The 22,007-nt window shown below is 64.6% G+C and carries 17 protein-coding genes and 1 other RNA gene; 3 read left to right on the forward strand and 15 right to left on the reverse strand.

Annotation, left to right across the window (positions count from 1 at the left end; genetic code table 11):
• Window positions 1-99 precede the first annotated feature (99 nt).
• Window positions 100-759 carry a tRNA (cytidine(34)-2'-O)-methyltransferase gene (locus PT282_RS06445; RefSeq protein ID WP_277168709.1) on the forward strand — a complete coding sequence of 220 codons (660 nt, stop codon included), beginning with the start codon at window positions 100-102 and terminating at the stop codon, window positions 757-759.
• A gap of 175 nt (window positions 760-934) precedes the next feature.
• Window positions 935-1,357: a hypothetical protein gene (locus tag PT282_RS06450; RefSeq protein WP_277168710.1), complete on the forward strand. Its 423-nt coding sequence runs from the start codon at window positions 935-937 to the stop codon at window positions 1,355-1,357.
• A gap of 209 nt (window positions 1,358-1,566) precedes the next feature.
• Here PT282_RS06450 and PT282_RS06455 read toward each other — a convergent pair whose 3' ends face one another.
• From PT282_RS06455 to ffs, 13 genes are all read right to left on the reverse strand, one after another.
• Window positions 1,567-2,931, reverse strand: a complete 1,365-nt coding sequence (locus PT282_RS06455; protein WP_277168711.1) for a PFL family protein — start codon at window positions 2,929-2,931, stop codon at window positions 1,567-1,569.
• Between the two features lie 10 nt (window positions 2,932-2,941).
• Window positions 2,942-3,214: an ACT domain-containing protein gene (locus tag PT282_RS06460; RefSeq protein ID WP_277168712.1), complete on the reverse strand. Its 273-nt coding sequence runs from the start codon at window positions 3,212-3,214 to the stop codon at window positions 2,942-2,944.
• A gap of 243 nt (window positions 3,215-3,457) precedes the next feature.
• Window positions 3,458-4,738, reverse strand: coding sequence for an MFS transporter (locus tag PT282_RS06465; RefSeq protein WP_277168713.1), 1,281 nt, complete (start codon window positions 4,736-4,738; stop codon window positions 3,458-3,460).
• A gap of 352 nt (window positions 4,739-5,090) precedes the next feature.
• On the reverse strand, window positions 5,091-5,783 hold the full coding sequence (gene mtnN / locus PT282_RS06470) for a 5'-methylthioadenosine/S-adenosylhomocysteine nucleosidase (protein ID WP_277168714.1): 693 nt from the start codon (window positions 5,781-5,783) through the stop codon (window positions 5,091-5,093).
• A 165-nt stretch (window positions 5,784-5,948) separates the two neighbouring features.
• Window positions 5,949-7,046 (reverse strand): 3-deoxy-7-phosphoheptulonate synthase, encoded by a 1,098-nt coding sequence (locus PT282_RS06475; RefSeq protein ID WP_374114168.1) that lies wholly within the window; start codon window positions 7,044-7,046, stop codon window positions 5,949-5,951.
• Window positions 7,047-7,564: 518 nt separating this feature from the next.
• A complete protein-coding gene (locus PT282_RS06480) occupies window positions 7,565-8,704 on the reverse strand; it encodes a 3-deoxy-7-phosphoheptulonate synthase (protein ID WP_277168976.1) in 1,140 nt (379 codons plus the stop codon).
• Between the two features lie 376 nt (window positions 8,705-9,080).
• A complete protein-coding gene (locus PT282_RS06485; protein ID WP_277168716.1) occupies window positions 9,081-10,418 on the reverse strand; it encodes a C1 family peptidase in 1,338 nt (445 codons plus the stop codon).
• A gap of 189 nt (window positions 10,419-10,607) precedes the next feature.
• On the reverse strand, window positions 10,608-12,194 hold the full coding sequence (locus PT282_RS06490; protein ID WP_277168717.1) for a cell division protein: 1,587 nt from the start codon (window positions 12,192-12,194) through the stop codon (window positions 10,608-10,610).
• A 249-nt stretch (window positions 12,195-12,443) separates the two neighbouring features.
• A complete protein-coding gene (locus PT282_RS06495) occupies window positions 12,444-13,145 on the reverse strand; it encodes a pyroglutamyl-peptidase I (RefSeq protein ID WP_277168718.1) in 702 nt (233 codons plus the stop codon).
• A gap of 38 nt (window positions 13,146-13,183) precedes the next feature.
• Window positions 13,184-14,362, reverse strand: a complete 1,179-nt coding sequence (locus PT282_RS06500; protein WP_277168719.1) for a polyphenol oxidase family protein — start codon at window positions 14,360-14,362, stop codon at window positions 13,184-13,186.
• Window positions 14,363-14,402: 40 nt separating this feature from the next.
• Complete coding sequence (locus tag PT282_RS06505) at window positions 14,403-15,893, reverse strand: U32 family peptidase (RefSeq protein ID WP_277168977.1); 1,491 nt, start codon at window positions 15,891-15,893, stop codon at window positions 14,403-14,405.
• A gap of 299 nt (window positions 15,894-16,192) precedes the next feature.
• A complete protein-coding gene (locus tag PT282_RS06510; protein ID WP_277168721.1) occupies window positions 16,193-17,065 on the reverse strand; it encodes an aldo/keto reductase in 873 nt (290 codons plus the stop codon).
• A 100-nt stretch (window positions 17,066-17,165) separates the two neighbouring features.
• Window positions 17,166-17,262: signal recognition particle sRNA small type (ffs, locus tag PT282_RS06515), an RNA gene on the reverse strand.
• A gap of 157 nt (window positions 17,263-17,419) precedes the next feature.
• Here ffs and glf point away from each other — a divergent pair.
• Window positions 17,420-18,601: a UDP-galactopyranose mutase gene (gene glf, locus PT282_RS06520; protein WP_277168722.1), complete on the forward strand. Its 1,182-nt coding sequence runs from the start codon at window positions 17,420-17,422 to the stop codon at window positions 18,599-18,601.
• Between the two features lie 102 nt (window positions 18,602-18,703).
• Here glf and PT282_RS06525 read toward each other — a convergent pair whose 3' ends face one another.
• A complete protein-coding gene (locus PT282_RS06525) occupies window positions 18,704-19,846 on the reverse strand; it encodes an inositol-3-phosphate synthase (RefSeq protein ID WP_277168723.1) in 1,143 nt (380 codons plus the stop codon).
• A 182-nt stretch (window positions 19,847-20,028) separates the two neighbouring features.
• A complete protein-coding gene (locus PT282_RS06530; protein WP_277168724.1) occupies window positions 20,029-21,690 on the reverse strand; it encodes a BspA family leucine-rich repeat surface protein in 1,662 nt (553 codons plus the stop codon).
• Between the last annotated feature and the right edge of the window lie 317 nt (window positions 21,691-22,007).

Raw genomic sequence — 22,007 nt, forward strand, 5'->3', positions numbered from 1 at the left:
CAAGGCCGGGAAGGTTTCGACGCCATGTGCATCATGCACGGATACAACCCATATGCCCCTACGGCCGCGGTGTCGCTTCGCGGAGATAATTTTGAGACTATGACAGACACTGCGAAAACGGCCGGAAACGCCGAGAATCCCGAAAACAAGGTCACCGACATGTACGAGTACGGCTACCGCAAGTCCAACTACGGGCCGGACGAGTTGGTGACCGACGCGCACGGCAACCCGATCAGCGTGGTCGACGCGATGATGAGCGCCCAGGACGCCAGCGAGGCCAAGACCGTGACGCCGCACCTGTGCTACTACTCGCCGCGCATCCCCGGCAACACCGGCTCCGCCATCCGCCTGTGCGCCGTGACCGGCACGATCCTGCACCTCATCGAGCCGCTCGGCTTCAACCTGCGTGACACCAAGCTGCGCCGCGCCGGGCTCGACTACCACGACATGGCCCACGTGGTGCTGCACCCCGACTTCGACGACCTGGTGAAGTCCATGCCCAATTCGCGCATCATCGCCTTCACTGCGCACGCCACCAAGCTCTACACCGACGTGCAGTACCGCCCGACCGACATCCTCCTGTTCGGCCCGGAGCCGGGCAACATCCCCGACCCGATGGACATCATGGAGGGGCCGCACGTCGCCGAGCAGGTGCGCCTGCCGATGCGGCCCTCGCTGCGGTCACTGAACCTCACCAATTGCGCGTCCATCGCGATCTATGAGGCGTGGAGGCAGCTCGGATTCAAGGGCGGCGAGTGAGGGCGACTCACATTTTTTTCGACGCCGAAAAAAATGTGAGCCAAACGAACAGCTTCGAACATATGCCGAGAGCTAAAAACGTTGGATTTCCAACGTTTTCTCAGCCTCTTTGATTTTTGGCTGGCTTACATTTTTTCAGAGGCTTGAAAAAATGTAAGCCTGACTATTCCTATTCATGAAATCGGCGGCAGATTACTCCGCCGCCGACCCTGCCTCATTTCCCGCTAGGGAAACAAGGCGCCGGCGCTACTCAATCCTCCAGATCACCAACATCAGGCAACCTGCGAGGATCGCAGCCTCCCAGAGCGGATCCACCCTGGACACCATCGCGAGCAATACTATTGCCGCGAGCCAGCGAAGCCCGGAACCTCCGGGCTCTTTATTCTGTTTGAATCCCATCGGGGACTCCTTTTACTTTTTCTCCAGCCAGCCTTATGGTCTGGGCCGGTCACGCGCACGTTTTGGTTTCTCCGGTTCAGGGATCCCCCGCCGCGTACGCGCGGCAATATCGAAATTATCCGAAATTGCTAAAACAACCAAACAAAAGGCTCCTGAAATGATGAAAATTGGAGATTTCTTCAGGATATTTGAAGATTGAAAACCAACATGATATGTTGGTCATATTGATTGGGTCGGTTCACTTCGAAACAGGGCTTGGATCTGCAAAACCTGGTTCGTCGGACTCTGTCATAGGGCGTTTTATTATTTTGTCGTCCTTTATTTTTTCTGGAGTTCGGGTCGTTGATTTTCAATCAGCGACCCGATACTTTTTTCACGACACACTTACCCGCACAGAGGCACACGGCGTCAGTTCTTGAAGCTGTGGATCGGGGCGGGAATGCGGCCGCCGCGGGTGACGAAAGCCTCGCAAGAGGTCTGGTTGACGGGGATGATCGGCGCGTAGCCCATCAGCCCGCCGAAGTTGGCGACCTCGCCCACACCCTTGCCGTAGACGGGGATGACGCGCACAGCGGTGGTCTTCTGGTTGACCATGCCGATGGCGGCCTCGTCGGCGATCATGCCGGAGATGGTGGCGGCGCTGGTCTCGCCTGGGATGGCGATCATGTCGAGGCCGACCGAGCACACGCAGGTCATCGCCTCAAGCTTCTCGATCTTCAGGCAGCCGGACTTGGCCGCCTCGATCATGTTGCGGTCCTCCGAGACCGGGACGAACGCGCCGGAGAGCCCGCCGACGTAGGAGGAGGCCATGATGCCGCCCTTCTTCACCTGGTCGTTGAGCATCGCGAGCGCCGCGGTGGTGCCGGGCGCGCCGACCTGGTCGAGCCCGATCTTCTCGAGGACCTCACCCACCGAATCGCCGACGGCCGCGGTGGGCGCCAGCGACAGGTCGATGATGCCGAAGGGCACGCCGAGGCGCTTCGAGGCCTCCTGCGCCACCAGCTGGCCGACGCGGGTGATCTTGAAGGCGGTGCGCTTGATGGTCTCACACAGGAACTCGAAATCCTTACCCTTGGCCGCGTCGAGCGCGTTGGAGACCACGCCCGGCCCGGAGACGCCGACGTTGACCACCACGTCGCCCTCGGTGACGCCGTGGAATCCGCCGGCCATGAAGGGGTTGTCGTCGGGGGCGTTGCAGAAGGCCACGAACTTGGTGCATCCGTCGCTGTCGGTCTCGCGCGTGGCGTAGGCGGCGGCTTTGACCATGCGGCCGAGCAGCTCGACGGCGTCCATGTCGATGCCGGTCTTGGTGGAGCCGACGTTGACCGACGAGCAGACGATGTCGGTGGTGCCCAGGGCCTGGGGCAGCGATTCGATGAGCATGCGCTCGGCGGGCGTCATCGACTTGGAGACCAGCGCCGAGTAGCCGCCGATCAGGTCGACACCGACCTTCTTGGCCGCGCGGTCGAGCGCGTGGGCGATCCTGACGAAATCCTCCGGCGAATGGCAGCAGCTGGCGCCCACCAGCGCGATCGGGGTGACGGTGATGCGCTTGTTGACGATCGGGATGCCGAAGTCGCGCTCGATCTGCCGGCCAACCTCCACGAGGTGGCGCGCCTTGTCGGTGATCTTGGCATAGATGTTCCGGCAGACCGCGTCCACGTCGGCCGCCGCGCAGTCCAGCAGCGAGATGCCCATGGTGATGGTGCGCACGTCGAGCTTCTCGCGCTCGATCATCTGGTTGGTCTCGTCGACCTCCGTGATATTCAGCATGGCGCTCCCCTCAGACCCGGTGCATGCTCGTGAAAATCTCCTCGCGCTGGCAGCGGATGCGCACGCCGATCTTCCCGCCGAGCGCCTCCAGCCCGTCGACCAGCGCCGAGAACTCCTCGTCCGCCTTGGCGTAGTCCACGATCATCATCATGTTGAAGAACCCGTCGATGATAGTCTGCGAGATGTCTAGCACGTTGACCAAATGCCGCGAAAGATGGGTGCATACCTGCGCGATGATACCGACCGTGTCCTGCCCGACCACCGTGATGACCGCTTTGTCCATTCCCGTCCCCTATCCGAACCGTGTTGCGGGGCCATCGGCGACGGATACCCGCATCTCCGTCCAGTATAGGGTGCGACGGCGAGGCGGAAACCTCGATGACCATAATTGCGAAATGGAAACGGAGACGGCCGGGCGACAGCGCATCGCGTTCTTCCGCCGTCCGGCCGATCGACCCACTTCTTCGTGGAGACATGTGCCGTTCGCCGCTGGCCTAGTTTGCCTTCCGTCGTCCGGCCGGCCGCCTCACTTCTTCTTGGGACGGAGCCGGTAGGCGGCCGGCATGCCGAGCGCGGCGATGGCGAAGAACACCACGGCGCTCAACAGGCTGGGCAGGTAGGTGCCGGCCATGTCGAAGACGGCGCCGTGCACCGTGGCCGACAGCGCGAGCGCCATCGTGCCCGCCACCTGCACGCCGCTGAAGATCTCGGCGTAATCACGTGGCCCGAAGCAGCGGCGCACCAGCCACGGCACCGCCACCAGCACCACCCCCTGGCCCAGCCCCGCCAGGAAGCCGAAGACCGTGGCCGGGCCCGGCGAGGCGATCAGCATCATCAGCAGCCAGCCGGCGAGCCCGACCAACGAGTAGGCCGCCAGGACCAGCTCGACCTTGAAGCGGTCGAGGGCCATGCCGATGCTCGCCTTGCCGAGGGCAGCGCCCAGCATGATACCGGAGACCACCAGCGCCCCCTGCGTCAGGCTCAGTCCGCGCGTCTGCTCGTAGCCGGAGACGTGCTGCACCAGCCCGGAGGTGAACTGCAGGAGCACGGAGATGACCGCCAGCAGCACGAAGGTGAGCGTGCGGTAGGCGTCGTGGGCGCTCATGCCCTCGAGGTCGCCGGTGGTGGCAGCCGCCGTGCCCGAGTCTGTTTGTCCGGCCGACGCGGCCACCGGTGCCGGTGTCGCCTTCCGCCCGTGCCCGTAGGCGTATTCGCCGCGCGAGGCGTCCGGCAGGAACTTCAGCACCAGCAGCGAGAACGGCAGGATGCACACGGAGAGCACCAGCGCGGTGAGCCTGTAGGAGGTCCGCCAGCCGAAGTCCGAGATCCACGAGGAGACGATGGGGTTGAAGATCGTGCCGCCGATGCCGGAGAGCCCGAGCGCGATGCCCATGACCATGCCGACCTTCTCCTCGAACCAGTTGGAGAGCAGGACGCTGGGGGCCAGCGAGACGGGGATGACATAGGCGACGCCGAGGACGACGAACGCCACGTAGAACTGCCAGAGCGAGGTGAAATAGGAGCCGAGGAAGAACACCACCGAGCAGACCACTACGCAGCCGCTGATCAGCAGCCGAGAGTCGACGCGCCGCATCACGCGCCCGGCGACGAGCATCGTCAGCGCCCCCACGCCGTTCATGATGGTGGTCGCCAGCGCGACCTGCGCGCGCGTCACGCCAAGGTCGTGGCTCAGCACGGCATAATAGAGGCCCGGGGTGTTGATGACCATGCCGAATCCGACCAGCGACAGCACACAACAACCCACGAACACCAGCCACGGACGGGCCGCGGACCATCGAGAAGACAAGCGAGACGACGACATGAAAAACCTCCCAGCGGTTTCAAGGCAAACCAACGAACCACTGGAAGGCTACGGCTCCTGACGGGCCACGTACACAGGGCGTGACCGTATCTGCACCCGCGGGCACAACCCCTTTACAGAGCGCCCGGTTTCGCCACACACCGACGCGAATCCTCCACATCGTGCACGCGGCGGCATCGGCGACGCTGCCACCGGACGTTCACACGTCTTCATGGAATGTTCATAAGCGGGGCATGCCGGTGCCATCGGTTTCATGCCACCGGCGTGCCCATTCAGGCGCGAGGCTCCATCGTCTCACTTCCTGCCGGACGCGCAGGCTCCTCAGCCCCGCGGCTCCTCACAGGCTCGCGACGATATTGAGCGCCAGGCGCGCGGCGGTGTCGGCGTACTCGGAGATGTCGAATTCCTTGAACTGCTCGTACTCGGTGTCGGCCTCATCGGAAAGCGCACGGATGACCAGCGCGGGCACGTCATTGCGGGCGGCCACATGCGCCACCGCGGCGCCCTCCATCTCCACGGCGTCGGCGTGGGTCTTCTCGGCGACCACGGCGGCGGCCACGGGGGTGCCGATGAAGTTGTTGCCGGAGGCGATCACACCGGTCATGTGGTGGATGCCCATCTCGCCGAGCACCGCGTCGGCCACCTCGAGCAGGTGCCGGTCGCTGTGGAACTCCTCGGTCTCGGGCTTCCACTGGGCGATCATGCGCATGTCGGAATCGAGGTAGCGCAGGGTGCCGCCCAGCACCACGTCGTCGATGTGCATCGACTTGTTGAGCGAGCCGGCGATGCCCGAGAAGATCACGGCGTCGGGATGGTACTGGTCGATCAGGCACTGGGTGGTCGCCGCGGCGTTGACCAGGCCCATGCCGCCCACGGTGGCGGCCACGGTGACCTGTTCGCCGGACTTGGCGGCCACCGTGCCGACGTTGATGTCGAGGCTGGCGACCTTGTTGTGCTCCACCCCGCCGAGCGACTTGGCGATCAGGGCGACTTCCTCTTCCATGGCTCCGATGATGGCGATGGTCTTCATGTTCTGCTCCGTTTGTTGTGTGGCGGGCAGGCCGATTCGGCCCGACCCGCCTGGGTTGGTTTGGTTATGATCGGTTTGGTTACGTCCGGTCTGGCGCGGTTGAGTGTGGTTACATCTGCCGGGTCGTGTTTGGCTTTGCCGAACTTACCCGCGCACGCCGAGCCGTTATCTGGCGCGACGGGCGTCCACCGCCTGCGCCAGCTCGCGCAGCAGCTGCTCGGTGTCGGGCCAGGAGATGCACCGGTCGGTGATCGACTTGCCGTATTCGAGCTGGTCGAGCGGGGCGGCGGGCTGGTTGCCGCCGCGGATGTTGCTCTCCATCATCAAGCCCACGATGTCCGGTTCGCCCTGGGCCAGTCGCGCCGCGAGGTCGCGGACGACCTGCGCCTGACGCACCTCGTCCTTGCCGGAATTGCCGTGCGAGCAGTCGATGACCAGGCCGTGGGCGGCGGCGGATTCGGCGGGCATCTCCTTGCGCACCGCCTCCATGGCCACCTTCACGGACTGCGCGTCATAGTTCGGGCCGTGCGAGGAGCCGCGCAGCACCACGTGGCAGTCGGGGTTGCCCAGGGTCTCCACGGCGCTGGCACGCGCCAGGTGGTCGATGCCGAAGAAGGTGTGCTGCTGGCCGGCGGTGAAACAGCCGTCGATGGAGGCCTTGACCGAGCCGTCCGTGGCGTTCTTGAAGCCGACGGGCATCGACAGGCCGCTGGCCAGCTGCCGGTGGATCTGCGACTCGGTGTTGCGCGCACCGATGGCGCCCCAGCTCACCGCATCCGAGATATATTGCGGGCTGGTCGGTTCCAGGAACTCGGTGGCGGCGGGCAGGCCGGCGTCGAGCACGCCCAGCAGGATCTTGCGGGCGAGCAGAAGCCCCTTGTTGATGTGGTGGCTGCCGTCGATGTCGGGGTCGTTGATCAGGCCCTTCCAGCCGATGGTCGTACGCGGCTTCTCGAAGTAGACGCGCATCACGATCATCAGCCGGTCCTTCAGCTCCTCGTTGGCCTTGGCGAGCCGCTGCGCGTAGTCGAGCGCGGCCTTGGGGTCGTGCACCGAACAGGGGCCGACGATGACCAGCAGGCGGTCGTCCTGGCCGTAGAGGCAGGCGCGGATCTCGTCGCGCGAACGGGCCACCAGGTCCTGGTTCTTCCCGCTCAGCGGCATGTCGGTGAGCACGTCGGCGGGGGTGGGCAGCGGCGCGAGCTCGAAGACGCGGCGGTTGACGATGCGGCTGACGCCCACCTCGTCCTCCCAGCGGCGCATGTCCGTGGTCTTCAGCGGATTCTCGCCGTTCTTGATGGCCTTCTTGATCGCCGCCCGGTTCTTGGCGTCGTTGATCGCGCCCTCGGATCGCGCGGCCACGCTGTCGTTGCCGCCGCCCGCCGTCGCGCCCGCCGTGCCTGCCATACCTTCATTGCCCATGTTCATCATGCTCCACTCGTCGCCTTATCGGCCTACGCGCCGCCATCCGCCAATCCGCGCCGGTTTCGAGGCGCGAATCATGGCATATGGCGGCGTTCACTGTTACTGGTTCCAAGGATAGGCCATAGTCGGCCGCGACCGGCGCCGGCCCTCCGATTCTCTACGCAAAACGCGTCGAAAAGCAGAAAAACGGCCTCTGATATCTGCTTTTCGACGCGCATAGGTCACCGACTGCGTCAAAAAGCAGATTCAGCACGCGATATTGCTGCTTTTCGACGCGCATAAGTCACCAACCGCGTCAAAAAGCAGATTCAGCACGCGATATTGCTGCTTTTCGACGCAAGCGGATCGTCGATCGGTCACTCACCGTCCAGCTTGCGGCGCGCGGTGACGGCGTCGGCGAGCGTGTGCAGCAGCTCGTTGGTGCGGTCCCACGGGATGCAGGAGTCGGTGATCGAACGGCCGTAGACCAGCTGGTCAAGCGGCGCGGGCGACTGGTGGCCGCCGCGGATGTTGCTTTCCATCATCACGCCGAAGATGCCGGGCTCGCCCTTGGCCAGGCGCGCCGCGATGTTCTCGACGACCTCGGCCTCGCGCACCTCGTCCTTGCCGCAGTTGCCATGCGCCGCGTCGATGACCAGACCGTGCTCGCTCGGACCGGTGACCTTCGACTGCTTGAGCATCTCGAGGGCGTCGGCCACCGACTTCGAGTCGTAGTTCGGGCCGGTGTTGGAGCCGCGCAGGATGATGTGGCAGTCCGGGTTGCCCTTGGTCTCCGCCGAGATCACGCGCCCGTCGAGATTGATGGAGAGGAAATGGTGCTCGTTGGCGACCGCATAGCAGGAGTCGGCCGCGACCTTCACCGAGCCGTCAGTGGAGTTCTTGAACCCGATCGGCATCGACATGCCGCTGGCCAGCTCGCGATGCACCTGGCTTTCGGTGTTGCGCGCGCCGATGGCGCCCCAGCTGACCATGTCGCAAAGATACTGCGGGGTGATCGGGTCGAGCCACTCGGTGGCGGCGGGCAGGCCTTGGCCCAGCACGTCGGCGAGCACCTGGCGCGCCAGATGCATGCCCTTGCGGATGTTGAACTCGCCGTCGAGGTCCGGGTCGTTGATCAGGCCCTTCCAGCCCACGGTGGTGCGCGGCTTCTCGAAGTAGACGCGCATCACGATCATCAGCCGGTCCTTCAGCTCCTCGTTGGCCTTGGCCAGGCGCTGCGCATAGTCCTTCGCGGCCTTCGGGTCGTGGATGGAGCAGGGGCCGACGAGCACGAGCAGGCGGTCGTCGCGGCCGTGCAGGATGTCGCGGATCTCCTGGCGGCTCCTGAGCACCAGATCGCCCATCGGCTTGGTCAGCGGCTGTTCCTTGAGAAAGACACGGGGTGCGGGAATCGGGTCGAGCTGGCGGATGTTGACATCCACGGTCTCGGGGTAGACTGCCTCTTTGTCGAATCGCTGGGCATCCTCGGAGCTTCCTGGTCCGCGCATCACCACCATGATTCCCTCCTTCTCCTTCATTCGACGCCGCCATGGCGCCGAAACGATAATGGTGAGTTCATTATAAACGTTTTGCCATGGCGACGGGCGCGACCGCCCAATTTACCGGCCCGGGCTGCTGCGCTCACGGCGATGGGCCACGGTGCCCTTCTGCCTCAATTGCCGGCGGTCCTGTCAGAAACAAGACAATCCCGCCATAAACAAGACAGTCCTGCTAGAAAACGTACGGAATGACCCCTCAAAACGTACGTTTTCTCGCAGGATTGTCTTGTTAGTAGCGGGATGTGTGGGTTATGGGCTCGACTGGTTGCCTGTGGCCGGAAGCTTTCGACCACAGGCGCGTATTGGCCGAAAATAGCCCACCGGGCTATTGTCCTCAGGCCAATGCGCCCATCGGATCCCACGCCGGGAGCATGGTGGCGGGCTCATTGAGCGCGGCCTGGTAGTCGGCGGGGAGCATCGACTTCGGGACGGCGACCTCGTAGACGTACTCGGTGAACCAGTCGTCGGCCATGGTGAAGTAGCCCTTGTCGGCCACCTTGCAGCCCCAGGAGTTCTCGACGCGCCAGCGGTTGGTGGTCTTGCCGTCGTCGGCCACATCGACGCCGACGAACGCCATCGCGTGGTTCATCGCGGAGTCGCCGTAGCGCACGCGCTGCTCCTTGCTCATGTCGAAGTCGACGTCGTAGACCTTGCCGTACTCGAAGAGGTCGGTGGCCCAGGCGCCGCCGTCGCGGTCCATCATCGGATGGCAGTCCGCGCCGAACCACACGGGGATGCCCTGCTCGGCCAGGATGCGGCGCACGCAGTCCTTCATGAACGCGTTGTCGACGTTGAGGTACTCGGTCGGGTCTCCCCCGGCCACGTTGCCCAGGTGCTCGATGCCGATCTTCCTGCCCTTGGCGTGCTCGGCGCGCGGATCGTCGACGAGGCAGACGTAGTCCTCAAGATGCGCCGGGCCGACGTATTTCTTCCAGAACTCGACGGGAGTGATCTCGCCGTCGCGGTGGAACTCGCCGTCCTTGTCTTTCCACTCCCAGTCGAAGCTCTTCGGCGGCTCGCCCAGGTGGATGGTGAGCATGCGGTGGCCGGCCTCGACGCCCTTCGCCACGATCTCGTCGATGGCGGAGGGATCGGCGTACATGTGCGCCACGGCGGTGTGCAGCATGCGGCGCAGCTGCGTGTTCATCTCGCCGGTGTTCTTCGAGGAGGCGGTCTCGGGGAAGAAGTCCTTCGGCACGGCGCCGTACTTCTTGTAGACGTTCATGGCCATGGTCCACTGGCCGCCGTCACCCATCACATCGGCGAAGAGGTGGAGCATCAGCTGCGAGTCCGCGGGCTCGCCGGCGCGCACGAGGGCGGCGACGTCGCGCAGGAAGTAGTTGATGCGCTCGAGCTTGTCGAAGTACATCGCGTAGTTCTGCGAGAACTCGAACTTGTCGAGATTGAGGTTGCGCTTGGCGACGAAGCGCGCCACGTTCAGCGAGCTGAAGAGCCAGCAGCGGCCGGAATGGTTCTGGTTGGTGACCTCGCCGTTGTCGACGGTCACGGAGAACCGACGCTGCAGGGTGCGGGCGCGGTCGTAGTTGTGGGCCACCGGGTTGATGCCGGAGGTCGTCACGGCGTTCATCGCCATGCGGTTGGAGCGCGAGGCGTCGAAGCCCTCGCGCAGTTGGTTGAGCCTGTCGTCGTCCAACGGCGTGATCTCACTCATCACAAACAACTCCTTCAATATCTTCATGGGTAACAACCATGGCGCGCGACGTCATCGAACGTCACGCGCCAACGATACATGGGCCGGCATATCACCGCCGCCGGCAACGGGCACGCAAGGCCTTTCGCGAAACGGCATCCGCCCCGCCCGCAAAGGGACGTGGAACGGATGCCGTTTCATCATTCACGCTCAGCGAGAGCCGCCCGCCGGCTCGCCGCCGCGGTTGAAGTCCTCGTCCGGGTAGCTGCTGGCCGTGCGGCCCTTGTGGTGCTGGGTCGGCTGGATGGACGGCGGAAGCGGCTGCTGCTGCGCGGGCTGCGCCTGAGCGGGTGCCGCCTGGGCCGGAGCCTCCTGCGCGGGAGCCGCCTGGGCCGCGGGCTCGGCCTGCTGCGGCTGGGGCGCGGCCTGCGCCTCGTTCGCTTCGCCCGACTCGGCCTGCGCCGCCTGCTCGTCCTGCTCGGCGGCCTGGTCGAGGTCGTCGGCCACGGCGTTCATCACCGGCACGTCCGCGCCGGCCTGCTTGTCGTCGGTGAAGCCGAAGCCGGAGAAGGCGTTGGAGAACATGGAGCGCAGCTCGGTGACGCGCTGGGTGATGGTCGCCTCGCGCTCCTGCAGCTCCTTGATGCGCTTGTCGAGCCCATCGAGCTCGCCCTGGGCGGCCTGGCGGCGCTCCTCGATGCGGGAGGCGGCTTCCTCGTTGGCCTTCTCCATGAGCTCCTTGGCCTGCTTGTCGGCCTCCTGGCGCTTGGAGACGGCGTAGGAATCGGCGTCGTCACGCACGTCCTTGGCGTCGGCGATGAGCTTGTCGGCCTCCTTCTTGGCGGAGGCGCGGCTCTCGCTCAGGGTCTTCAGCAGATCGTTGACCTTGGCGGTGGCGTCGTCCTGCTGCTGGGTGATGTCCTGGCGGATCTGCTCCACCTCGGCGTCGAGCTCGCTGAGGGTCTTGGTGCGCTTGACCTCCACCTCGTCGGTGATGGCCTGGGCCTTGGACTTGGCGGCGTCGGTGATCTCGACGGCCTTGCGCTGGGCCTCGGTGGTCATGTGGGAGACCTGCTCACGCACGTTGGCGAGCTTCTTGTTGGCCTCGGAAAGCGCCGTCTCGATCTGGTCGCTGGCGTCGCTCTTCATCTTCGTGATCTCTTCGTTGGCGGACTTGCGCTGGTCGGCGACCTGCTGGGTGGCCTTCGCCTTCATCTCGGAGATCTCGCGGTCCTGCTTGGCCTTCTCGCTGGCGAGGCGCTTGCTGTGCTCCTCGCGGTTGTTGCTCAGCTCGATCTCGACGGTGTCGCGCTGCTCGGTGACGGTCTTGGCCGTCTCCTCGCGCAGGCGCGTGGCGTCCTGCTTGGCGGAGGTGGTGATGGACTCGGATTCGGTCTGGGCCTTGGCGAGCACGGTGGCGGCCTTGGCGTTGGCCTCGTCGCGGATGTGCTGGGCGTCGAGCTTGGCGTTGTTGATCAGGGTCTCGACCTTGGCCTTGGCGGAGGCGCGGGTGCTGGCGGCGTCCTGCTTGGCGCGCTCGATCAGCTCCTTGCTGGTCTGCTCGGCGCTGGCGAGCATCTGCTGCGCGTTGGCGCCCAGGGACGCGAACGAGTTGCCGGAGACGCTCTTGGCCTTCTTCTTCTCTTCCTGCAGCTGCGCCTGCAACTGGAGGATGGAGTCGTCGCTCGAGCTGACCTGGGCGCGCATGCGGTCGAGCGTCTCCTGCATCGCCGCGAACGACTCGTCCACCTTTTCCTTGTTGTATCCGCGCAGCTCCGTCGGGAAGCGGTCCACCATGGTTGTTCCTTTCACCCTGCGACCAAAGCCGCAAATTTCAACACTGTGAATCAGTGTAGTATACCGGCCGGCGCGACGGGATGGGAAACGCCCAATCCACACAGAGACGACGCGAAACCGGGCCCGCGATTCCGGTTTCCGGCTTGCGATAATACGTAAGGCCCGTCATCATTGGCGGGCCTGGGAACGTTCATCCGTGTATAGCCGGTGGAATAGGCGGATACGGCCACGACGCGGCGACGGCACCGCCTACGCGATCAGGATGTCGGAGGATGAAGGATCGAGATAGTACCTGGCGGACTGGCGCACCACCGCGCGGCAGGCCTCGACCTGCTGGTCCAGGCTGAGCCCGTGGCGCGGGTGAGGCTCGTCGGTGATCACCGGGAAGCTTACGAGCCCGGCGAGGCAGCGCTCCTGGCCGGTCGACCAGCGCATGAGGTTGTAGAAGACGAGGTTGCCGAGGAAGGTGCCGGCGTCGGAGCTCAGGGCCGAGGGGATGCCGTGCGAGCCGAAATCGTCGAGGATGGCGCGCAGCGGCAGGCGGGTCCAGAACCCCGCGGGGCCCTGCGGGTCAACCGGTTTGCGCGAGGTCGCGTCGGAGCCCTGCGCCGGGGCTGACGGGACATAGCCCTGGGCCAGGCGGCGCGAGGTGTCGATGACGTTGGTGGCGCAGCGCTCGAGCAGGATGCCGCGAGCCTCCTTCTTCATCCCGGTGGCGATGACGATGTCGGGATGCGTGGCGTCGAGCGTCTCCTTGAGCCGCGGCCAGGCCTGCTCGAGGCTGACCGGCAGCTCGACGGTGTTGACGCTCAGGTCCACGTCGTCGAGCAGGTCGTCCGGCTCGTCGCCCAGTCCGGCCTGCGCGAAGGCCTGGGGCACCTCATGCGAGGGATTGCGCTCCACGCCGGGGTAGGAGGCGAAACCAGAGATCACGACACTTAGTTGTTTCATGGTTCCCAGTCTAGCGCCCCGGGCGAAACGCCGCGGCGCTATTGCCGCACGATCAGCGCGAGCAGGCGGCCCTCGTGCTCCTTGTGCGCCAGCGAGGTGCGGCGATGGGAGTAGAACAGCGGGTTTTCCAGGGTGCAGAGGCTGTGGCGGACCGCGCCGATGCGCTCGGCGAGATCCTCGGGGCCTTCGCCGTCCTTGGCGCACAAATCGGCGAGCTCGGCGTCGTGGTCGAGGTACTGGGTCGCGGCACGCACGCGCGGGGCCGAGTCGATGACGCGCTCGCGCGGGACGCCGGCCTTGGCGAGCTCCTGCAGGGCCGCCTTGGCGATGTCGATGCCGGGGCCGCCGAAGCGGGTGAGGGTGAAGGTGCCGGGGAACTGCGCGTCGAACTCATCGGCGATCTCGTCGCCCACCTCGTAGCAGTCGCCGCAGATGCACGGGCCCAAGGTGGCCACGATGCACTCGGGCTTGGCGCCCTTGGCGACCATCAGTTCGACGGTGGAGCCGATGACGCCGCGCTGCAGGCCCTTCCTGCCGCAATGACAGGCGCCGATGACGCCGGCATCCGGGTCCGCCAGCAGCACCGGCAGGCAGTCGGCGGCGAACATGCCCAGGGCCACACCCTTCTGCGAGCTGACCTGGCCGTCGGCTTGCAACATGGGGAAATGGTCCGCGTCGGCCTGTTCGATGTGTTCGGCGGAGTCGGCGTTGGCGGTGGAACCGACGTGGCCGGCGCGCTCGACCACCGTGGTCTCCTCCGCGACGACGATACCGTCTGCCGAAGCGATGGTCTCGGTCTCGCTCGTCTCTTCGACCTCGGTCTCGATTTCTTCATCGTCATCGCCGGCATAAGGCCGCGCCGGATCGGCCAGCGTGCCCGACAGGTCCGAACCATAGGAGGCGTTGCGGCGCATGGCCTCGTCGGCGTCGATGGCATGGCCGGAATGCACCTGCCCCACCAGCGAGAGCGGCGCGCCGAGGGTCGCGGCCAGCGCCTCGCGGTTGGAGCGCACATGCGCCGGGTCGTCGCCGGATTTGCCGCCGAGATTGCAATCGCCCCAGTCTCCGGCGCTCAGGCCGCCGAGCCTGGTGGTGTAGACCACCCTGACGCCCGGCGCCAGGTCGATGGGAATGGTGACGGGGATCGGGTTGCCCGCCTTGTCGGTCGCCGCGATGGCGTTGCTGCTGAGAATCGTGCCGTCTGAAGTTTCGCTCATGCCGCCACTCTATCGCAGGGCGGGTGCACGGGTGCCTGCCCTATTCCGCCTTGAGCGTGGGATGCAACGCGTGCGAGCGGATCATCGCATGCTCGGGCACCGCGAACGGCAGGGGCATCGAGAAGACGTGCGCCGGGTTGTTGACCATCTCGACCGGATTGCCGTCGGCGTCCTCGATGCCGTCCGGCGCCACCGTGTAGTCCACAGGCCTGCGCCCCGGCATCAGGAACTCGACCAGCTGGCCGGGCTCGATCTTGTTGCGGCTCATCAGGGTGAGGCGTTTGGTCGCCTCGTCGTAGCCGATGACCTCGCCGACCACCAGCCAGTCGCGGAAGTAGCCGCCGCGGTCGGTGTTCTGGCCGGCCTTGTGCTCCGGGTAGTAGAAACCGGTGGAATAGTCGCGGTGCGAGACCTTGTAGGGTTCGTCCTTGAGCCATTGCGGCAGCTCGACATGCTTCGGCCCGTCCCCGCCCTGCAGCGCGGTAGCGTCCCGGCCGACCAGCGCGGGCACGGAGGCGGTGACGGTCGTCTTCGCGGCGGCCTCCGCACCGGCGGCCTCGACGCCATGGAAGCCGATGGAACCGGCCGATTCGAGCTGGCCGACGGCACGGGTGACCTTGACGACGTCCGAGCGGCGGACCATGTCGTGGAACGGCTTGAGCCGCCTGCCGTCTCTGCCCTCGAAGCCGCGCTGCACCATGTATTCGTCGACGGCGCACTTGTAGGCGTTGGTGATCGAGGCGACGTAGTAGGCACTTTTGGCACGGCCCTCGATCTTCAGACTCGAGGCGCCGGCGTCGATCATGTCGTCGACGTGCTCGAGCATGCACATGTCCTGCGAGTTGAAGAGGAAGGTGCCCTCGTCGTTCTCCTCGACCGGGAAGAACTGGCCAGGCCGCTTGCGTTCGACGACGCTGTATTTCCAGCGGCAGGGCTGCGAGCATTCGCCGTGGTTGGCGTCGCGCCCGTTCATATAGTTGGAGATCAGGCAGCGCCCGGAGAACGCCATGCACATCGAGCCGTGCACGAAGGTCTCGATATCCATGTCCTCGGGGATGTTGGCGCGGATGTCGCGGATGGCCTGCAGGTCGAGCTCGCGGGCCAGCACCACACGGCGCGCGCCCAGCTCGTAGAGCGCGTTGGCGGCCAGATAATTGGTGACGCCGGCCTGGGTGGAGACGTGCAGCTCGAGCTGCGGGGCGATGGAGTGGGCGGCCATCAAGACACCGATGTCGGTGACGATCAGCGCGTCGATGCCGGTGGCGGCCAGGTGGGCGATATAGGTCTTGATATCCTCCACCTCGTTGTTGCGCGGCAGGACGTTGCAGGTCACGTAGACGCGCGCGCCGTGCCCGTGGGCATACTGCGCCCCGGCCTTCAGGTCGTCCATCGAGAGGTTCTTCGGCGCCGAGCGCATGCCGAATTCCTTGCCGCCGCAGTAGACGGCGTCCGCCCCGAAGTCGATGGCGGTCTTCAGACTGCGCAGGCTGCCCGCAGGCGCCAGCACCTCGGGCCTGTGCCGTCGCACCATCGTCGTCTGGATCGGTTCGTCCGTCTCGCTTGCGTTCTTGCCATCGTCAGCCATCACGCGCTCCACAGCTTTCTCCCTTGCCCATGGCCGTTTCGGCCGTAACCGTTTCAGTCTAGACCGCGCCACCCCACGTTCCTGCCTCTAAAAAACCAATCCTGCCCTTTTTAGTACATTTTTTACCCTGAAAATGTACTTTTAGAGGCAGGATTGATCTGTTAGGGGCAGGAAGGAACGGCGTCTGAGACTCAGGCATCACTCAACCGAACAAGCAGCCGTTGACGCCGACGCACCCCATCCAATCAGGCGTTGAGCTTGGCGAGTTCCTCGTCGGTGAGCCTGAGGTCGCCGGACTTTAGGCTGTCGAGGATGGTCTCGGGGCGGTGCGCGCCGGGGATGACGAAGACATGACGCCCCAGGCTCAGCTCCCAAGCGAGCACGACCTGCTGGTGGCTGACCCCATGGGCGCGGCCGACCTCGCGGAACGGATCGTACTTGCTCTCGTCCTTGGCCTTGCGGTAGCCGCCGAGCGGGCTCCAGCAGACGAACGGCAGGCCGAGCTTCTCGCAATAATCCAAGGTGTCACGGGTGGACTGGTAGGTGGGCGAGAACTGGTTCTGCACCGCGACGAGCTTGTCGCCCAGTATCTTGCGCGCGATGTCGATCTGCTCGACCGATGCGTTGGAGATGCCGGCGAGTTTCGCCACGCCCTCGTCCAGCAGCTGCTTGATGGCCTCGACGGACTCGTTATACGGCACGTTCGGGTCCGGACGGTGCAGGTAGAGCAGGTCGATGGTGTCGACGCCGAGCGCGAGCGCCGACTGCTTGCCGGCCTCGATCAGATGCTCGGGCTGGCCGTTGACGCCCCAGGTCGGGGTCTTGCCGTCGTCGGCGAAGTTGCGGAAATGGCCGACCTTGGTGGCGATGGTCACCTCGTCCTTGGGGCCGTCCCAGCTGGCCATGGCACGGCGCACCAGCTTCTCGCCGGTCTGTTCCTCGCCGCCCGAGCAGTAGTAGGACCAGGCGGTGTCGATGTGGCGGCAGCCGGCGTCAAGCGCGGCATGGATGGTCTCGATGCCCTTGGCCTCGCCGAGGTTGTTCTCGATGGTCAGCGGCATCTCACCCAAACCGATGGCGGTGGTGTCGAGCGGACCCAGATTGCGATGCAGTACCATAGTGCTCCTTTGTCGTGATGGTGTGAACCGTTACCTCAAGGATAGGCGGGCAAAGGGATTTTGAGGCCGCCGCATCGCGGACACACGACCTTGGCCGGGTAAAGGAAAACCTTCACGCACCCGACAGAGGCCGCTTACCCTTGCTGCATTCCTGCCCTGGGGGGATTGGGCGACATAACGCCACGTGAAGGCTTTACCAGTATACCCCAGCCCCGGACCCCGCCGGCGGATACGCGAGCGCGGCGAATCCAGCCTGGTAAACCCACGGCGAGCGCCACCGGTGTATGTAGTATGGAATCGGCGAGCGCCGCGAAAGCGCATGGCGCCGACATGAAACAAGCTGGGAGGAAACGGATGACCGACAACGACAAGAACACGAAACTGCCCGACCTGGTGGTCGTGGGAGCCGGGCTTTTCGGCCTGACGGTGGCCCAGCAGGCGGCCGAGCACGGCCACAGCGTCGAGATCATCGACGTGCGCGAGCACATCGGCGGCAACGCCTACTCCTATATGGACGAGGAGACCGGCGCCGAGATCCACCAGTACGGCGCGCATCTCTTCCACACCTCCAACAAGCGCGTGTGGGACTATGTCAACCGTTTCACGAGCTTCACCGACTACCAGCACCGCGTCTACGCCACGCACGACGGCGAGGTCTACCCCATGCCGATCAACCTGGGCACGATCAACCAGTTCTTCCACGCGCACTACACGCCCGCGCAGGCCAAGGCGCTCATCGAGGAGCAGGCGGGCGAGCTGGCCGGCACCGACCCGGAGAACCTCAACGACAAGGGCATCCAGCTGATCGGCCGGCCGCTCTACGAGGCGTTCATCAAGAACTACACCAGCAAGCAGTGGCAGACCGCGCCGGAGGACCTGCCGGCGTCGATCATCAAGCGCCTGCCCGTGCGTTTCAACTACGACAACCACTATTTCAGGGACACCTGGGAGGGCCTGCCCACCGACGGCTACACCGCCTGGATGCAACGCATGATCGACGACCCGAAAATCCATGTCACCCTCGGCGTCGACTTCTTCGATGAGAGCCAGCCGTTCAACAAGAAGGCCGTCGTCGGCCGCGTGCCTGTGGTCTACACCGGCCCGGTCGACAAGTACTTCGACTACCGGCTCGGCGACCTGAAATGGCGCACCGTCGACTTCAAGCAGCGGCGCTACGACGAGGGCGACCACTTCGGCTGCCCGGTGATGAACTTCGTGGACGCCGACGTGCCCTATACGCGCGCCATCGAGTTCAAGAACTTCAACCCGGAACGTCGCGAGTCCCAGAACCCCGACAAGACCGTGGTCTGGGAGGAGTACAGCCGCGCCGCCGGCCGCGACGACGAGCCCTACTACCCCATCAACACCGCCGACGACCAGAAGCTCTACCAGGGCTACAAGGACCTGGCCGCGCGCGAACCACAGGTCGTCTTCGGCGGCAGGCTGGGCACCTACGCCTACTACGACATGCACCAGGTCATCAACAGCGCCCTGATCGCCTACGACAAGCAGGTCGGCCCGCTGCTGAGCAAGTAGCCGCCGGCCACCAACGCAACGATTCCGCCATTTTTACGCCGCTGAGGACTTCCCAGTGGCGTAAAAATGGCGGAATCGGTTTATACGGTATGGCACCTGCGCTCAGGCGTGCCAGACGTCCTTGCCGTTGGCCTTGGCATCCCTGAGGTCGGCGTCGAGCCCGGCCTCGTCGGCCTCGACCTTGCCGGCGATGTATTCCTCCACCAGCTCACGCGCCTCGTTGTCCTCGTGCTGCACGGCCGGGGACTTCATGAAGTAGGAGCTCGGCGCGAGCACCGGGCCGGAGAGGTGGCGGTCGAGCGCGATCTTGGCGGCTCGCACGGCGTCGATGACGATGCCGGCGGAGTTCGGCGAATCCCAGACTTCCAGGCGGTACTCGAGGTTGAGCGGCACGTCGCCGAAGGTGGTGCCCTCCAGGCGCACGAACGCGAGCTTGCGATCGTCGAGCCAGGCCACGTAGTCGGACGGGCCGATGTGCACGTCGCGGCCCTCCATATCGTGGGGCACAATCGAGGTGACGGCGCGGGTCTTGGAGACCTTCTTGGACTCCAGGCGCGAGCGCTGCAGCATGTTCATGAAGTCCATGTTGCCGCCGACGTTGAGCTGGTAGGTGCGGTCGAGACGCACGCCGCGATCCTCGAAGAGACGGGCCATCACGCGGTGGGTGATGGTGGCGCCGACCTGGCTCTTGATGTCGTCGCCGATGATCGGCACGCCGGCGTCGCGGAACTTCTGCGCCCATTCCGGGTCGGAGGCGATGAAGACGGGCAGGCAGTTGACGAAGGCGCAGCCGGCGTCCATCGCGGCCTGCGCGTAGGCCTTGTCGGCCTTTTCGCTTCCCACGGGCATGTAGCTGACCAGCACGTCGACCTTCTTGTCGCGCAATACCTGGGCCACGTCCACCGGCTCGGCGTCGGACTCGGTGATCATCTCACGGTAGTACTCGCCCAGGCCGTCGAGGGTGGGCCCGCGCAACACCTCGACGCCCTTGTTCGGCACGTCGCAGAACTTGTAGGTGTTGTTCTGTGAGGCGCCGATGGCCTCGGAGATGTCCTTGCCGACCTTGAGCGCGTCGACGTCGAAGGCCGTGACGAACTCGATGTCGCGCACGCGGTAGCCGCCGAAGTTGTTGTGCATCAGGCCGGGGATCTTCTCGTCGTCCTTGGCGTCCTGGTAATATTCGACCCCCTGGATCAGCGACGAGGCACAATTGCCGATGCCCGCGACTGCCACTCGAATGCTCATGGTCACTCCTTTGTCCAACATGTCAATTCCATTGCTCACTGTAACGCAGAACAACGAAAAAAGATACAACGTCACCACGTGTTCGCCCGTTGCTTATCGCCGCGCATATCGAACCTATCGCAATGAAAAAAGAGACGCCAGAATGACGTCTCTTTTTTTAAGCGTTGCGCTTGGACTACCGGCTACTCGGCGGTCTCCGCGCCACGGTGGCGAGCCACGATGAAGTCGTCACGGCGCTTGATCGCGGCGGCGATGGCCAGGAAGGCGAGCAGAAGCAGCAGCGGGATCCACAGCGGCATGTGCCTGGTGGCGTCGGTCACCTGGGTAACGGTCGCCTCGGTCGCGCAGACGGCGGCGGCCGGAACCGTGGAGCCGGCGACGTAGGCGGTGGGTTCCACGCACTTGGGCCTCACGCTGTTGCGCACCAGCGGATGGGGCGTGACGTCGATGGTCTGGTCTGCGCCACCCAGCTGCGGCGTCGCGACGGGAATGGCGGGCGCGGAAGGCGTGGCCGGAGCCGGGGCCGCAGGGGCCTTGGGCGCCGGAGCCGCAGGAGTCGCGGGCGTCGGAGCGGCAGGTTCCACAGGCGCCGGTTCCCACACTTCGTAGAGCGTCTTGTAGGCGATGCCGAAATTCACATCCACCTTTTCGCCCGACTGATAGACATGCCGCACACCGCTCGAGCGCACATCGGCCCAGCCGGCAAAACGATACGTGTTGACAACCCTATTGTTGGTATCCAAAAGCTGGAACTGGCCAGCCGGTGCCGGCGTGTAGAAGAAGGGATGTACATACACGTCGTGCGCCGAGACATCGGAAAGATCGGCATTGCCACCCAGCACCGTGACGTCATGCTCGTCCGCATCGGCATGGAGCCCCGCAGGCAACGATGCGGACGGCTTAAGCTTGAGCGTCTCCGCCTCCTGCCACACATAAACACCCGACTTTGAGGAATTCGTCTCCATGGTCCTCTCCGACAGGGAGGCCGAGGTATAGGTCTTAGATAGATCCACGTTCGCGGACTGTGTGTCCATGACAGGCACTTGTATCCAGGCACCCGTATAAGTGGCATCCCTATGCCCCGAAGTGCCCTGATCAGGCTGCGGTATCCCCGCATCACCGGCCAACTCCGCAGAGCTTCCGACGGAGAGCTGCGACAGCTTCGCGCAACCCGAGAACATGCCGCTCATGGAGGTGACATGGCTGGTGTCCCAGCTCATCGTGTTGAACTTTCGCAGGTTGCTGTCGCCCTGGAACATACCGGTCATATTGACGACCTGACTGGTATCAAGTAGTCCCGAACCGAGGACCTGATCGATATGGGGCATATTGGCGAAGAGGAAACTGGAATCCGCTGGAAGCTTGGTCATACCGCCTGTGAACTGAATATCGGTGACTGCGGACGGACCGCCTTCCACAGTTGCCCTCTTCGCGATGAAATCGTCCTTGTCGAGCTCGCTGCCGGCACTGAATGCGGTGATGGTGATGCTCGTATGCCTCACATCGATTGAACTCTTCGGCTCATCCTGCGTGGAGGGCTGGCCGGCCTGGGCCTGCGGCTGCGCGGCGGCAGTGGCCTTGCTGGTCGCTCCGTCATTGGCCTTCGACTGCGCTGCGACATCGGCGGCCGAAGCCTGGACTGGGGCCTTGCCCTGCTGGTCGGCCTGAACCGGGGTCTTGGACTCGTCAGCGGATGCCGGAGCGGCGGCCTGCTGCGCCTGCGTCGCCCCGTCGCCCTCGGCGGGCGAACCCTGGGTGGTATCGGCCTGCGAGAACGCCGGCACCGCCAGCATCGCCGCGGCGGCGAGCACACCCGTCAGTGTCTTCATTGTCCTGTTGAACATTGAGACCTTCCCTTCAATGCGCCTGAACGCAATCGACCACAACCTCTACTCTTCTAAAAAGGTTTTCATCAAACCTTCGTAACGTACTACATCATAATGTACTACACTCGACAAGCCCAGAAAGCCTCTTGCCCACTGCCCTACGGACACAACGGATACAGCCGCGAAACGCCCGGAAATACGCCAAAATCACCCTCACGATTTATAACAGAGCACTGTAATAAAACGTTAGACATATCCTCTTTCTCCGTCCATTTGCAACGATGCCAGCGGCACACAGACGCACACCATGGACGCGGAACGGGCAACCGCGCGAA

This window comes from Bifidobacterium sp. ESL0763 (genome assembly GCF_029433395.1).
Lineage (GTDB): Bacteria > Actinomycetota > Actinomycetes > Actinomycetales > Bifidobacteriaceae > Bifidobacterium.

Bases quoted from the DNA above. Each gene is read 5' to 3' on its own strand.
- PT282_RS06445 (WP_277168709.1), top strand. From the start codon at position 100: ATGACAGACACTGCGAAAACGGCCGGAAACGCCGAGAATCCCGAAAAC.
- PT282_RS06450 (WP_277168710.1), top strand. From the start codon at position 935: ATGAAATCGGCGGCAGATTACTCCGCCGCCGACCCTGCCTCATTTCCC.
- PT282_RS06455 (WP_277168711.1), bottom strand. From the start codon at position 2,931: ATGCTGAATATCACGGAGGTCGACGAGACCAACCAGATGATCGAGCGC.
- PT282_RS06460 (WP_277168712.1), bottom strand. From the start codon at position 3,214: ATGGACAAAGCGGTCATCACGGTGGTCGGGCAGGACACGGTCGGTATC.
- mtnN (WP_277168714.1), bottom strand. From the start codon at position 5,783: ATGAAGACCATCGCCATCATCGGAGCCATGGAAGAGGAAGTCGCCCTG.
- PT282_RS06475 (WP_374114168.1), bottom strand. From the start codon at position 7,046: ATGCGCCGCTGGGAGGACGAGGTGGGCGTCAGCCGCATCGTCAACCGC.
- PT282_RS06480 (WP_277168976.1), bottom strand. From the start codon at position 8,704: ATGGTGGTGATGCGCGGACCAGGAAGCTCCGAGGATGCCCAGCGATTC.
- PT282_RS06485 (WP_277168716.1), bottom strand. From the start codon at position 10,418: ATGAGTGAGATCACGCCGTTGGACGACGACAGGCTCAACCAACTGCGC.
- PT282_RS06490 (WP_277168717.1), bottom strand. From the start codon at position 12,194: ATGGTGGACCGCTTCCCGACGGAGCTGCGCGGATACAACAAGGAAAAG.
- PT282_RS06495 (WP_277168718.1), bottom strand. From the start codon at position 13,145: ATGAAACAACTAAGTGTCGTGATCTCTGGTTTCGCCTCCTACCCCGGC.
- PT282_RS06500 (WP_277168719.1), bottom strand. From the start codon at position 14,362: ATGAGCGAAACTTCAGACGGCACGATTCTCAGCAGCAACGCCATCGCG.
- PT282_RS06505 (WP_277168977.1), bottom strand. From the start codon at position 15,893: ATGGTGCGACGGCACAGGCCCGAGGTGCTGGCGCCTGCGGGCAGCCTG.
- PT282_RS06510 (WP_277168721.1), bottom strand. From the start codon at position 17,065: ATGGTACTGCATCGCAATCTGGGTCCGCTCGACACCACCGCCATCGGT.
- glf (WP_277168722.1), top strand. From the start codon at position 17,420: ATGACCGACAACGACAAGAACACGAAACTGCCCGACCTGGTGGTCGTG.
- PT282_RS06525 (WP_277168723.1), bottom strand. From the start codon at position 19,846: ATGAGCATTCGAGTGGCAGTCGCGGGCATCGGCAATTGTGCCTCGTCG.
- PT282_RS06530 (WP_277168724.1), bottom strand. From the start codon at position 21,690: ATGTTCAACAGGACAATGAAGACACTGACGGGTGTGCTCGCCGCCGCG.